Source organism: Paenibacillus alkalitolerans, assembly GCF_016482785.1.
In the GTDB taxonomy this organism is placed as follows: domain Bacteria; phylum Bacillota; class Bacilli; order Paenibacillales; family YIM-B00363; genus Paenibacillus_AE; species Paenibacillus_AE alkalitolerans.
Genome location: NZ_JAEMXM010000028.1, coordinates 40,024 through 53,871, shown reverse-complemented (window position 1 = coordinate 53,871; position 13,848 = coordinate 40,024). Strand labels below are relative to the sequence as shown.

Genomic DNA, 13,848 nt, shown 5'->3' with positions numbered 1-13,848 from the left:
GAAATTCTGACCTTTTGGTTGTATGACGGAACTTCCAATCTTCCAAAAACCGGGATCATGTTCGCGAACTAGAATCCGTTGCTTGTATGTTATGCCAATCTGCGACTTGGAACAATAGCATTTTCTCCAAAGTGTATCGTAACAGTTGCACGAGTAAAATATAATAGGCTAAGAAAGCGAGGGGAGCGGAATGAAAAAATATTTGGATATTCTCTCTGATATGGAGCAAAAAATCAAAGAAGGGCAATTCGTTTCGGGTCAAAAGCTGCCTTCCCTCCGCAATGCCGCTAAGCATTACGACTGCAGCGTCAGTACTATAACACGGGCATATGAGGAATTGGAGAAACGCCACGCCATTTACTCGATTGCTCAAAGCGGCTATTACGTGGTGGACAAGCCGGGGAACCAGACAAGAGCAACGGAGAGCAAGACGATAGATTTTGCTTCTTCGTCGCCGGATCCGAGCGTGTTTCCGTATCTGGATTTTCAACACTGCTTGAACAAGGCTTTAGACACTTACAAATGCGACCTATTCACCTGCGGCGATTCGAAAGGACTGGAAACGCTTCGTCATACACTCGTTTCCCATTTGGCAGGGGATCAAGTGTTTGCCAAAGCGGAACGGATCATCGTAACGTCGGGTGCCAATCAGGCGCTCGAAATATTGGCGAAAATGTCGTTTCCAAACGGAAAGTCGGTCATTCTGGTCGAACAGCCGAGTTACGATATTTATTTGCGGTTTCTTGAGGCGGAGGGCATTCCGATATGCGGAATCGCCCGTACGACGGATGGAATTGATTTATGGGAATTGGAGGAAAAATTCAGACATGGCGGAATCAAGTTTTTCTACACCATGTCTAGGCACCACAGCCCGCTCGGCACCTCGTACAGCTCGGACGAGAGGAAAACGATCGCCCGTTTGGCGAGCAAATATGATGTGTACGTCGTAGAGGACGATTATATGGCCGATTTAGGCGAAGAACCGGGCATCGATCCGATTTACTCCTATAACGGTACATCGCACGTAGTTTATTTGAAAAGCTTCTCGAAAATCATTTTTCCGGGACTCAGGCTCGGCGCTGTCGTTTTGCCGGAAAAACTTCTGGAGACCTTCTGCGAATACAAAAGATACGCAGACACCTCGCAGCTGTCCCAAGCGGCGCTCGAAGTGTATATCAAAAACGGCATGTACGAGCGGCACAAACGGAAAATATGCAGCCAATATGCGGCGCGGATTCGCGCTCTTAACGAGGCGGTGCGGCGGCATAACGATGCAGGATTGCTCAAAACCTCGGATGTCCTCTCCGGTGTGTACGTTCAGTTCAAGCTGCCGAAGACGGTCAATCTTGAACGCTTAGTAGAGCGGCTTGCGGCAAAGGATATCTTAGTCGTCTCCGGTAAGCGATTTTATCTATCGGATTATATGGAACGGGAGAAGTTTTTGCGGATCAGCATCTCACGGGCGCAGCCGGAGCAAATTGAGGAGGGAGTTCGGGAGATCATCGAAGAAGTGAGGCAGGAAGTAAGGTCCCCATCTTGACACAGCCGCATGTAAGCGGCGGCGTTATTTGCGAGTAATCAGGCGGGGTATTCAGCCCGATTAATGCCTCGAATATTGAGGATGTTTACACGCGAATTTTTGCGACTATTGAGTCAATTCAGGCATACGGAAAGTAAGGAACTGTCAATTAGTTAAGCCGCCACTCTGAATAAAAAGGGAGTCCAATACGCCGTGAAAACAATAGTTATCTTTGTCTCTGTGTTGGTAGCATTTATCTTATTAAGTTTTTGGTTTTACTCTAATAAAGCTTATTACCCGACGCTTCCTTTTGAAGGGGTATCGAAGAAAGAAGTTGTTAAAAAATTGGGTAGTAGTAACAATGAACTAGTTGAATTAGCTAAGGTTGATGGTTTTTATTGGTTGGGTTTTAGAGGGAATCAGCAAGAAGGAAGAAACAATGTCATAAAGGCAATGGAAGATCGAGGATTAGTGTATGAGTCATATGATGGTGCTGGGTTATTTTTCAAAAATAAAAATAACGAACGGATTATTGTAACGGGGAAGATGTGGACTGGGGATTATGTTTTATACAAAATACCAGCAGTAGTTGAATAAAGCGGTGGACTAGGACCTTATTTTCGCGCCATAGTCTTCCGCTGTTCATTTAATGAAGGTGTTCGTACTCCTCCGACAATATCTCCACAATTCCCGTATCATAGAACTCACGTACCGGCTTGCCGGCGGCTGCGTCATAAACATGTCGAAATCGCCCATTAGTCAGTGATTTCACCGGAGAAATGAGAAGGGATTATGCCGAAAGGGTGACAGGCGCAAACGAATAATATGGTTGTATAGCGCGGGCGGATGTTTCATACGGACTAACCGATGTGCATAGAGACAGATCCTTTTGGTGAAAATTATAAAAAAAGGAGGAGTCTTCATGGCCGGTTTGTTTGTGAAATTGATCGTGTGCCCGTTGACGGTAATTCTTGCTTCTTATTTGTTTCCGAATGTTAATTATACCGCGCTGTATCAACCCATTATTGTTGGCTTAGTGCTCGCTGTCGCCGCCCACATGATGGAAGTCTTTTTGTTAAAAGAAGGTACGTTTTGGCTAAGCACCGCAATGGATTTTATTGCTGCTACACTAATTGTTTACTTTGTATCTCTGTTCCAGGCGGCGAATGTCACCTTCTTTGGGGCAATTTTGACGGCAATTCTGTTGACGCTGACGGAAATCGTTCAACATAGATGGTTAATTCGAAGCGGAAGAACACAGAAAGCGCCTCAAGAATAAAACAGATGCTTAAGATAGGTGATGGTCCATACATTTCCAACGGAATTACATACATTAAGAAAAAATAAGTATTTAATGACAATGACGGAGAAGAGTAAGCGAATTGCTCCTTACAGGGACGGAGAGCCGGAGATTGAGAGCGCTCCGAAGGCATGCGTTCGCCGAAGTTCACTCCCGAGTCGATCCTTGAACGGCCTTGACTCCCAAGGTTTCATTAGAGGTTTTCCGGTTACACGCCGTTATCGTGTTGGAATGAGTGAGCGGCTCTGCATAAATGCAATATATGTCAGGGCTTCTAATTAGGGTGGTACCGCGGTTCCCCGTCCCTTTCGGATGGGGAACTTTTTTTTGCGGCCTAAATAACACTGAATAACAGGGGTGAAGAGAAAATGAGTTATGCGGGGAAGGACTTACTGCAGGAACGGTTGATGCAGATCGATGCCGAGCTGTTGGAGCTGCTTGGAAGGCGGGGAATGATTGTTCAGGAAATCAGCCGAATGCAGCGGAAACATCGTATGCCGCACACCGATCAGGTTTGCAAACTGCATGTGGTTGAACAGGCGCCGATTGATGAAGAGGCCCTGCGGCATCTGCTGCAGCAAATAGATCGAGCAATGTTAAACTTCCAGAATGCTCAGGAGAAACCTCTGTTAGTGAGCCGGAAACACCAAAGAGAGAATACGGTGATCAAGGTAAAAGGGATTGAAATCGGAAGCGGATCTCACCTGATGATTGCGGGTCCCTGTGCGGTGGAGAGTTATGAACAGATGCGTACCTCAGCGGCGCAGTTAAAGGCGGCCGGTGTGAGCGTGATCCGGGGAGGGGCCTTCAAGCCGAGGACATCGCCTTACGACTTTCAGGGGCTTGGGATCGAAGGCTTGAAAATATTGAAGGAAATTGCAGATGAGTTTGAGTTGGTAACGGTCAGCGAGATTGTACATCCGTCTCATATCGAGATGGCAATGCGGTATATCGATATCATTCAGATCGGTGCGCGAAACATGCAAAATTTCGAGCTGCTCAAAGCGGCAGGCGAAGCGTTTGTACCGGTGTTGTTGAAGCGGGGGACAGCCGCAACGCTGGAAGAATTTTTGCTTGCGGCCGAATACATCGTTTCGCGCGGAAACCAGCAAGTGATCTTGGTCGAACGCGGCATCCGGACGCATGAAAGATGGACTCGCAACACTCTTGACATTTCGGCTGTGCCGATTTTGAAGCAAGAAAGCCATTTGCCGGTTCTCGTTGACGTAAGCCATTCCACAGGACGGAAAGACATTATGGCCCCTTGTGCCAAAGCCGCACTCGCTGCGGGAGCCGATGGAATTATGGTTGAAGTACACCCCGACCCGCCATCCGCCTTGTCGGATGCAAATCAACAATTAAGCATTAATCAGTTTATCGACTTCTGGGGACAAATTAAAAAATCCGGCTTGTTCATTAAGTCTCCCGGTGAACAAATAGTGCAATACCTAGATTCATATACTAAGTAGAAGTAAAATCGCGTACCCGAACGCTTCGTATTGAGGGGGACGCGATTTTATCATAATAGCCGAAAAGACCCCTTCCTCAACGCAGTAGGGAGGGGACGAATCGGCTTCGGACAATGGAGCAGATAATTTCATGAATCCGCCCGTACCAATGCCACATCAGGATCTCCCGTCTTTTCCGGCAAGGGGAACAGCAATTTTTCCGTATATGGGGTAGGAATTCCTTGGTTGAACTTAACGACTGTATCGGCATAAAATTTCCGCGCCTGTTCCACGCTTCTTTTGCCGGTGACAATATCGTTCATGAGATTCAATGACAAAATATTCATCGGTTCCATATGGCATTTCGCGGAAACGGTTCCTTTCGTTCGATCGATATATACGCTGCCGTCGAACGCTCCGATATCATCAAACTTTTGTACAGGAACTTCATACTTAATCGTTTGTTCCAGAAAGTCCGGATGCGGTTTCGGAAAATTATGCGGCACCGTCTCGCGGAACACTACAGTTTTCGTCCAAGGTCCGTTGTTGTACCAAATCAGCATGCTCGGTGTCGCTTCATCCGGAAGTCCGTACTTGGAAATCATTTCTCTTGCACCTTCCAAAGGTTTTCCCGACCAGGATGCCAAGATTTCTTCGACATGCTGATGACTCGCTTTGACCATATCATTGCGGTATTCGTCGTTTGATAACGGTCCGTAAGTATACCTATAATCGTAATACGGAAATGGCGGATAAGCATAGAGTTGTTGCGGGTATACCGTTGGGAAGTATCCCGATTGAGGGTATACGGCGTTTCTATAATAGTGAGGGTGCGGTTCTATTTCAGAATGAACCCTATAAGGAATTGCATAATTGAACAATGAATTTGAATACATTCGATTTCCTCCTAATGTTTATTTCAGTAACAGGGTATTCACCTGCAGCACAATAGGCGACAGTATATTGGAAAAAACAAAAGATCCCGCCGATGAAGGTTGTCCCCGGCTGGAATCGGGCAAAGGAAGTGTTGCAGGACTTTCTGGCCTTAACTGTTCGTCCACCGGTGAAATTTCATCACAAGCCACATAAAGATTATGTAACCGAACAAAGAGTACGAGTGCCGCCAATCCGAACTGTGGGAAAACCATCCTGTTTTTTCGGACAGCTGTTCTACGAAAGTCATTGCCAGGGCAAGAAGAAGAATGAATCCAATTCTCCCCCAAGGGTGCATATTCTTAACCGCATAAAGAAAGATAGCCGTTCCAAGCGGCAGCACTAATAATGTAAACCAAATATTGATTGTAAAAATGTCCGGGAAAAGTCTGACAGGAAAGTGATACAATTGTTTCCCCACCAAAAGGAGATCCAGATACGTCCCCAACAAAGAAGCAAATATCATAGATGAGACGTAGCCTTTCAAAGGGGTAGTTTTACCGCTGAAAGATGGATGTTTTTGCAATGACCGCAAGCTCGACCTTCTCCAATGTTTCACAGTACGCATGATAGATCTCTCCATCTACTTGATCCTCATGATCGATGAAATAATGAATGATTTTCCAATCCTTAAACCAATCTTCTTCCTCCGCGTTCACATGTTCAACATAACTCCATGCATGACGTAAAGCGGGACTATATATTCTTGCTGCAGCTTCCTTTAAACGACAATGGTCCGTGCGCCGTTTATAAGGTACGCCCGGTAACGATTCGTTCACATCGTTAAACAGATGCGGCCAGTAATCTTTGCGGGAACCTGTGTGGGGATGATCTCCCGCCCAGCCTACTACGCGTCTACATACATCCGGATCTTTAAAAATGATGGAGTACAAGCGTTTTCCGAGTAAAATGCGATCATGGAGGGAGGAAAAATGGCGAAGCGTTTGGCCGATAATGCCTGTTTTTTGGGATGAAGAATTCCCCGTATCCTGGTAATAGGGGAATATGATTTGATTTAAGCTCAATACATCTTGCAGTTTGAATTCGATCGTTTGCAGCACGTTTTTTTGGTAATAAGGATTCCGAATAACTCTTTGCTCGAGGTAACTTTGTTCGTTGATAACTAGAGCTACAGCCAAAAGATAACGGTCGCCGATCTTCCAAAAATGATTCCACATCGTCTCCATAAACGTGGAAACATGGAAATACGGCAAAAGATAAAACAAGTTTGTCTGTGTACTTAAACTTTCCTCATATAACAAAAATTGCGGGTATACATCCTGAAAAATCAGCCAGTTTCCGCGCTCTAAAAAATTAAAGAACTCCTTTTGTTCTTCTTCGGACAATAATCTGGAAATCAATTCCCCTTTCAGATCCGTCATATTCCAGCCGCCGTTTCTCGACACCATATGTCCGAGAAAGGCCCAATGAATTTCGGGATAACGGCAATAGAAGTCATAGTAAGCCATCGTTCGAGTCACATTATTCAAGTTCAGCCGACTTGTTCTCTCTTTGATTTGATAAATGAGTTCCTGGTCTTTCAGGGGCAGTGTCGTTGGATTTACCGCACCCTGATTTAAATTTTTACTTTTCTGTTTAAGCTCTTTTTTGATCGCTGCCAGTTGCGGGAATAGTCTTCGATTGAACAGGCTTATTTTTTCCTTCATAAATTCAACAATCAACGAACCTCTACTCCCTTAAGAACGCTTTTTCTTCTTCAGAATAATTTGGGTATAAGCGTATTTTCGATAAAAGGAAAGGTTGTTTCAAAGTGAAAAATAAAGTCGAATCTGAAATGAACCGCATGATCGAATTATTACATCGGGACCAGTCACCTGACGGAGCTTGGCGCTATTGCCTGGAAAGCGGTCCTTTGACCGATGCGTATATGATTATCCTATTACGCGTTCTACAGATTGATGACGAGGATTTCATCCGGGAACTGACCGCTCGAATATCCGGCATTCAGAATAAGAACGGAGCCTGGAAATTATATCATGACGAAGAAGAGGGTAATCTATCGGCATCGATAGAGGCTTACTATGCCCTCCTATTCTCAGGGTACTACCGGAAAACCGATAAGAATATGCAAGCGGCGAAACATTTTATTTTATCCAAAGGCGGGATACCGGAAGCCAGCACGCTTACAAAAGTGATGCTCGCCTTGACGGGACAGTATCCGTGGCCGCGGCATCTTTTGATTCCGGTTGAACTACTGCTTTTGCCTCAAACATTTCCGATTCATTTCTTTGATTTTGTCGGGTATGCCAGGGTGCATGTCGCGCCGATCCTGGTCTGCGCCGATCGAAAGTTTGTCATAAAGACGGATGATACGCCCGATCTATCGGATCTGTTTACAGAAAAATCAACAAACGTGAATCCGGATAAAGCGAATAGTATCTCAAATGAGTCTCGTTCCATCCTTCATTTGATCAGACAAGGCATTAAGAATCTCCCTATATTGCCTAGGCACATCCATTCCATCGCTCTGCGGCGCGCAGAACAGTTCATGCTGGAGAGAATCGAACCGGATGGAACCTTGTACAGTTATTTCACTTCAACTTTTCTCATGATATTTGCACTGATGGCTCTTGGATATCCCAAAGACAGTCACGTGATCTCGCGGGCGATTACCGGATTAAAAACATTGACTTGCCGGACGAACGGACATATCCATGTGCAGAACGCAACATCAACCGTTTGGAATACGGCGTTACTAAGTCATGCTTTGCAAGAGGCAGGAGTTTCAACTGCTTCTCCGATCATACAAAAAGCCGGCGTGTATTTGCTTTCACGTCAACATCGAAAATACGGTGACTGGGTGCAAAATAATCCCCATGTGTTACCGGGAGGATGGGGATTTTCCGATATTAATACAATAAACCCCGATGTCGATGACACGACAGCTTCCTTAAGAGCGATACGCAGGTTGGGCAGTACAGATGCAACCTATCGCGATGCTTGGAATCGCGGACTCCATTGGCTGCTGTCCATGCAGAATGCTGATGGAGGGTGGCCGGCATTTGAAAAAAATACGGATAAAAGAATCCTGACCTGGATTCCGATCGACGGATCAAAATCGACCAGCATTGATCCTTCAACAGCTGATTTAACGGGGAGAACACTGGAATTCCTCGGAAAAGAAGCGGGTTTAACTATCCATCATCCAATAGTAGAAAGAGGGGTTCGGTGGCTCTTAATGAATCAGGAAAAGGATGGCTCATGGTATGGGCGTTGGGGAATATCTTACGTTTATGGAACATGGGCTGCTGTAACCGGCATGGCAGCGGTAGGGGTTTCCCCGTATCATCCATCGATTCAAAAAGCAGTTCGATGGTTGCTGAAAATCCAAAATGCAGACGGAGGTTGGGGGGAATCTTGTCGGAGTGACATGGAAAAAAGATATGTATCGTTAGGAGTCAGCACGCCTTCGCAAACCGGCTGGGCACTGGATGCCCTAATATCAGTTTTCAAAGAACCGATTCAGGCTATCGATCGCGGCGTTCTCTTTTTAACTGAGTCGGCCAGAAAACAAGATTGGACGACATCGTATCCGACAGGTGCAGGTTTGCCGGGTGGATTTTACTTCCATTATCATAGCTATCGGTATGTTTGGCCTTTGCTCGCTTTAAGCCATTATAAAAAGAAGTATATGAACTAAGTAAGGAAAGATGGACAGCTGAGTTCGAGGAGGTGCAGATGTCCTCAAGAGCATTTCATTGAAGATAACGGCAGGATAAAGGGAAAGACGAACCACATAAGGATCCCGAATGCGCGTGATTATACGCGCTTTTTGGTATGTAATCTACTTTACATACATGACAAAGGAATCGTGGTTTTATTATATAAATACCCTCTTAGGATTAGGGAGCAAGAATGTAAGAGTCTATTGCTTAAATGGAGGTGACTTTTAGTTTTATAAAAGCTATATGATACTATTCCATCAATAATAACAAAAGAGATCTTTATGAAAATAACACAAATCCCGGTCGTCATCGACGACCAAAACCGTTTTTGCCATTGCGCTCACCAGCTTTATTGCTTATTTTGCGGCACCTTTAAATTGTAACTTAAACCGATAAAACAATGAAACAGCACGCTGTCGATCCCCTACGTAATTTATCTTACAGAAGGGGATTTATAATTAGGATATTATAATAATCGAGTCAAGAAGCGTTGCAGGGCATATGCGGCCATGAATTGATGCGTTAATGTCGAGGGGGTGTTATCCTTTGAAGATCAAAGTGTATTGGAGAAAGCACTGCAACACGTGCGAAGAGGTGTTCCAATATTTGGATCATAAACAAATATCTTATGAAAAAATCGATGTCACCCACGACCAGGCCCGGTTTGACGAGATGCTCCGTCTCGGAGGGATTGCCACACCGCTCATTGTGGTTGACGGAGAAGTCATTTCCTATTTTGAACCGAAAAAAATGGATCGAATATTGGAGGTCACGTGAAATGAATAAATTATGGTATTTATCCCAAATCAGTTTGTTCGAGGCGCTTTCGATGGAGGAACTGCAGGAAATTGAACGGATGACGCCGATGACGACGATCAATCGCGGAGAACTGATTCAAACTCCGGATACGTTCAGGGAAGGATTGTTTTTGTTGAAGGAAGGCAAACTCAAGTTGTACAAAATCAATCCGGAAGGAAAGCAGTTTATCGTCAGTATTTTGGGCGCGGGCAACGTATTTGGAGAAATTGATTCCTTTTCACTTGGAACCAAGGATACGTTTATTGAAACAATGGACGAAACCATTCTTTGCTCTTTGGGTAAAGAACAATTCGAACAGTTTCTCGTCGACAGGCCGCATCTGGCGGTCAGGATTATGAAGGAACTCAGCAGGCTGCTGAAAGAAAGGGATGCGATGCTGGCCCAATTGGCACTCGGCAATGTGAAGGGCAGGATTCTGCACCTGCTCAAGACGTTGGCGGAGAAATTCGGCATTCCGGAAGGAGCGTACCATAAAATCGATATGCCGCTCAGCCATCAGGAAATCGCCAACATGATCGGTTCGACGCGGGAAACGGTTACGACTGTATTAAACGATTTGTCGAAAGACGGTGTGATCAAAACCGGCCGGATGTCCGTTCACGTCAATCTGAATCATCTCTCGGAATATGTCTAGTCCTTGCGCGAGGAGACGGAGGTTCATATGAAAAAATGGTCTGCCGCTCTTAAAGTTTCGGCTGTACTGGCGGCGATTGCACTCTTGTATTGGTTCAATCAGACCTACTTGCAGCTGACGCCATCGGAGATTCGCACGTGGATCTTGTCCTTTGGGTGGTTGGCTCCGCTCCTTTACGTTATCTTATATACGGTAAGACCTCTGATTTTATTTCCCGCATCCGTTTTATCGTTAACCGGCGGTTTGGCGTTTGGCGTGCTTTGGGGTACTGTGCTCACCGTCATTGGAGCAACGGCCGGCGCCGCATTATCCTTCGCGTTAGCCCGATTTATGGGTAAAAGCCTGGTTCGGACGGACTGGAAAGGGAACATGAAAAAGGTACAGACACAGCTCGAAAAGAGGGGGCTGCTTTATGTGCTTCTATTGAGGCTGATTCCAATCATTCCATTTGATTTGATCAGTTATGTATCTGGCGTATCGAAAATCCGGTTTCGCTCCTTTTTCATAGGGACGCTGTTTGGAATCATACCGGGCACATTTACTGCTATATCTTGGTATGTCTTTTCACGGAAAGTGGTGTTGGCGATTGAAACGTAAAATTGATTCTTCGTTTTTACGCAGATACCAGTAATACATTTATCAGATAACCCAACAAAGCAGAGCCGAAGCGATTCGGCTCTGCTTTGTTGTCTTGAAAATCGAAATCAAGCGGTTATGCTATTCTTGGCGATCATTTTGAATGTAATACCTGTAATCAGTCCGTAAAGAATGTGAGTAGCCAGTCCCATCAACAATGCGGACGCACCGCCGCCGGCAGAGGGATTGCCGCAAGGATTCGCGCTGGTTGCTACAGTTCCGCAGGCGGATTTGCTTGCTGTGCCGCAAGCGGACTTGTCGGCGGTACCGCAGGCGGATTTGCTCGCGGTACCGCAGGCGGATTGATCAGCCGTTCCGCAGGCAGCTTTCGTAGCCACGCCGCAGGCAGCCGTACCACAAGCGGCCGCCCCGCTTGTCATCATCGGCATAAGGACGAGCGGACCGATGATCCAGATGATCACCCCGAAGATCGCGCCGGTAATCGCCGGATGTGCTTTGATCATCCCCGCAAAAACGGCAAACGCGATACCGAAGATCAAACTAATGATCATGTGTACAATAAATCCGACAATTGCAGAATTGCTGCCGACCATGGACGCGATTCCGGGCATTGAACCCATCATGCCCATCGGAACGGCCATGACCAGACCGCCGGCCAAACTTCCGATGATACCCGCCTTGAAGTTAAACTTTCGCTTTGTTTCTGTCATGAGTTTGCCTCCCTTATCGTTTGATATCAACAAGGCAAGTATATCCGAGACAAAAAACACATGTATGTAAGATGGCTTACATATCGATTCTTTTTATTTTGTTACGATACGTGATAGAGAATGATGACAAATGAAGCAGATAAGGAGCGTGTTCACTCTTGAATATGAAAAAACTATTTAGACGTCTGATTTTATTGGGGGCGCCTGCTGTATTGGGTTTGTTGGAAGTATGGCATCCTGCTCATGTTTATTTTGATGAAATGCTGACCGGTTTGGGAGATTGGTGGCTGCTGCTGCATACTTTGCAAATGCCGTTATTTCCTTTGATCGCCACTGCTTTGTGGCTGCTGCTGAAAGATGCCGACAGCTTCCCGGCAAGCTTGAGCAGAATCGCGCTGTGGATATTTGCCGTCGCGTATACGGCATTCGATACGATTGCGGGAATCGCGACGGGAATCTTGGCTCGCTATGTACGCGGTTTGAACTTGACGGATGGAGAAGTTTATGACCGTATGTTCGAGCTGTTCCTAGCCTTATTCAATTTGGATATGCCAGGAGGCGCCGTGATTATGAACTTGGCCGTATGGTCTTGGGTCGCTGCCGCTATTTTGGCTGCCGTCGCCTTATATATGAAAGGGTATAACCGGGTGGGCGTCATCCTGATCGGAATATCCGCTCTAACATTCCAGTCCCACGCTCATCCTTATGGTCCGATTACGATGGCATTATTGTTAGCCGGGATCATATGCATCGAGTTTTTTCCCTACAAATGGACAGAAGTCAAACGTCCGGAAACAGGAGTAATATCACAATGATGAAAACAATCAGGAGAAAAGCAGCATTTATTATTTTCTTCCTATTGGCCCTTGCGGTAACCGCATGTTCGGTTGTATAGAAGGAGTCTCCATCCGTCGAAACCGTTCCAAACCGTGATGCTAATCCTGTCACGTTTCAACTGGAAGGGTTAAATAACCGGATATTAGACAGCTCCGCAATAAATAAACCGATGGTATTGAGTTTTTGGGCGACCTGGTGCAGTTACTGCCGGGAAGAAATGCCCGTCATTGAATTGTTATATCGCGAGTACGAAGGAAAGATCGAATTTGCCGCCATTAATTTGACGCACCTTGATTCTGTGGACAGTGTAAAAGATTATGTTAAGAAAGAGGAGCTCCGTTTACCTGTCTATTTCGACCATGACGGTGAAGTGACCGGGCAGTTTCGGGTGATCAGCACCCCTACCGTTGTATTGCTTGATCCTCAAGGCAAAGAAGTGTATCGAAAGGTAGGGGCTGGCGGAAAAGACAGTGAGGACGAATTCAGACATCAATTGGACCAACTGTTAGCCGACACGGAAGGGGGGTAACGGATGAGTGTGCAAATCGGACTGGCGTTCCTTGCGGGTAAGTTGGAGGGGCCGTCTTGATCGGGGCAGGTATCCTCCTGATTACCAATAAGCTTGCTGTGTTGTCCGTTTATTTGAATGATTTGTTTGGCTTTAAGGGTTATTTTTAGGAAGGGACAGCTTATCGCCGTCCCTTTTTCATTTATTTAAAATGGGCTTATTACATTAGGGTGAACCACGTACGAAGTTACTGGGTTGATCTTGGTTCCTGATTTCATCTGTGCAGGCATTACATGCCCGGGATACATGCTGTTAGGCACCCCCGGATACGTCATTGTTTGTTCTGCGGGATATGCCATCCCCATATGGCTTGATTCTTGTTCCATTAACATCATTTTACAATACATTCTATCCAATCGAGGGATGTAAACCACTGTGCCTGGTGCAAGAAGATGCGGATTTTGAATATGAGTGTTCATTGCTTCAAGTATCGGTCTTGGAACATTGTACGTTGCGGCCAGCACATCCATCGTCTCTCCTTCCCTAACTTGATGTTGGGCGTAATACATGCTGTTTCGATCATCTTCCCCTCTAAAAAACGGAAAAGTAAACGGCGAAAGGAAGAACGATGGAAAAAATCGACGACCGCCGAAGAAGAAAGGACTAAACCCTCCAAAGCCTCCGAAAGGAAACCCTCCAAAACCACCGAATCCCCCAAATCCGAAAGGCGATCCAAAAAATTGACGATTCATGTACTTTTTTCCTCCAATTTAAAAAATTATAGTCATTTGACTATGTTATCGTATGAATTTAAAGCAAATGCGTTCGACTTAGGCGAAAAAATGGGCTTTTCCTTT

15 protein-coding genes are annotated in these 13,848 nt (G+C 45.7%); 10 read left to right on the top strand and 5 right to left on the bottom strand.

The genetic code is table 11. The annotated features are described in order from the left end of the window. Positions 1-190: 190 nt before the first annotated feature. The 4 genes from JET16_RS26465 to JET16_RS26450 all read left to right on the top strand — a co-directional run bounded on the left by JET16_RS26465 (position 191) and on the right by JET16_RS26450 (position 4,288). Complete coding sequence (locus JET16_RS26465; RefSeq protein ID WP_199622692.1) at positions 191-1,540, top strand: aminotransferase-like domain-containing protein; 1,350 nt, start codon at positions 191-193, stop codon at positions 1,538-1,540. A gap of 192 nt (positions 1,541-1,732) precedes the next feature. After that, on the top strand, positions 1,733-2,116 hold the full coding sequence (locus tag JET16_RS26460) for a hypothetical protein (protein ID WP_199622689.1): 384 nt from the start codon (positions 1,733-1,735) through the stop codon (positions 2,114-2,116). A gap of 325 nt (positions 2,117-2,441) precedes the next feature. After that, positions 2,442-2,798: a DUF2512 family protein gene (locus JET16_RS26455; protein ID WP_199622686.1), complete on the top strand. Its 357-nt coding sequence runs from the start codon at positions 2,442-2,444 to the stop codon at positions 2,796-2,798. A 389-nt stretch (positions 2,799-3,187) separates the two neighbouring features. Continuing rightward, entirely contained in the window at positions 3,188-4,288 is a 1,101-nt protein-coding gene (locus JET16_RS26450) for a bifunctional 3-deoxy-7-phosphoheptulonate synthase/chorismate mutase (protein WP_199622683.1), read from the top strand. Between the two features lie 128 nt (positions 4,289-4,416). Here JET16_RS26450 and JET16_RS26445 read toward each other — a convergent pair whose 3' ends face one another. From JET16_RS26445 to JET16_RS26440, 3 genes are all read right to left on the bottom strand, one after another. After that, positions 4,417-4,950 (bottom strand): hypothetical protein, encoded by a 534-nt coding sequence (locus JET16_RS26445; RefSeq protein ID WP_199622783.1) that lies wholly within the window; start codon positions 4,948-4,950, stop codon positions 4,417-4,419. Positions 4,951-5,312: 362 nt separating this feature from the next. Then, positions 5,313-5,768 carry a CBO0543 family protein gene (locus JET16_RS30990; protein ID WP_325176781.1) on the bottom strand — a complete coding sequence of 152 codons (456 nt, stop codon included), beginning with the start codon at positions 5,766-5,768 and terminating at the stop codon, positions 5,313-5,315. Beyond that, positions 5,698-6,867, bottom strand: coding sequence for a DUF2515 domain-containing protein (locus JET16_RS26440; protein WP_199622780.1), 1,170 nt, complete (start codon positions 6,865-6,867; stop codon positions 5,698-5,700). Before JET16_RS26440 ends, JET16_RS30990 begins: the two co-directional genes overlap by 71 nt. Before the next feature lie 104 nt (positions 6,868-6,971). Here JET16_RS26440 and shc point away from each other — a divergent pair, with 104 nt between their 5' ends. The 4 genes from shc (at position 6,972) to JET16_RS26420 (ending at position 10,936) form a co-directional block, all read left to right on the top strand. Beyond that, on the top strand, positions 6,972-8,861 hold the full coding sequence (gene shc, locus JET16_RS26435; protein ID WP_199622667.1) for a squalene--hopene cyclase: 1,890 nt from the start codon (positions 6,972-6,974) through the stop codon (positions 8,859-8,861). A gap of 571 nt (positions 8,862-9,432) precedes the next feature. Next, on the top strand, positions 9,433-9,663 hold the full coding sequence (locus tag JET16_RS26430) for a glutaredoxin family protein (protein WP_199622649.1): 231 nt from the start codon (positions 9,433-9,435) through the stop codon (positions 9,661-9,663). 1 nt (position 9,664) lies between these two features. Then, a complete protein-coding gene (locus JET16_RS26425) occupies positions 9,665-10,339 on the top strand; it encodes a Crp/Fnr family transcriptional regulator (RefSeq protein WP_199622646.1) in 675 nt (224 codons plus the stop codon). Positions 10,340-10,366: 27 nt separating this feature from the next. Further along, positions 10,367-10,936, top strand: coding sequence for a TVP38/TMEM64 family protein (locus JET16_RS26420; RefSeq protein ID WP_199622643.1), 570 nt, complete (start codon positions 10,367-10,369; stop codon positions 10,934-10,936). Positions 10,937-11,043: 107 nt separating this feature from the next. On the opposite strand, the gene JET16_RS26415 is transcribed toward JET16_RS26420, so the two are convergent. Next, positions 11,044-11,646, bottom strand: a complete 603-nt coding sequence (locus JET16_RS26415) for a hypothetical protein (RefSeq protein ID WP_199622640.1) — start codon at positions 11,644-11,646, stop codon at positions 11,044-11,046. A 158-nt stretch (positions 11,647-11,804) separates the two neighbouring features. On the opposite strand from JET16_RS26415, the gene JET16_RS26410 reads away from it, so the two are divergent. Together JET16_RS26410 and JET16_RS26405 are read left to right on the top strand one after the other, a co-directional pair. After that, the gene (locus JET16_RS26410) at positions 11,805-12,461 is read left to right on the top strand and encodes a hypothetical protein (protein WP_199622627.1); all 657 of its coding nucleotides are present in this window, start codon (positions 11,805-11,807) and stop codon (positions 12,459-12,461) included. A gap of 140 nt (positions 12,462-12,601) precedes the next feature. Beyond that, positions 12,602-13,012: a TlpA family protein disulfide reductase gene (locus tag JET16_RS26405; protein WP_199622777.1), complete on the top strand. Its 411-nt coding sequence runs from the start codon at positions 12,602-12,604 to the stop codon at positions 13,010-13,012. A gap of 185 nt (positions 13,013-13,197) precedes the next feature. Here JET16_RS26405 and JET16_RS26400 read toward each other — a convergent pair whose 3' ends face one another. Beyond that, complete coding sequence (locus JET16_RS26400) at positions 13,198-13,743, bottom strand: LysM peptidoglycan-binding domain-containing protein (RefSeq protein WP_199622624.1); 546 nt, start codon at positions 13,741-13,743, stop codon at positions 13,198-13,200. Between the last annotated feature and the right edge of the window lie 105 nt (positions 13,744-13,848).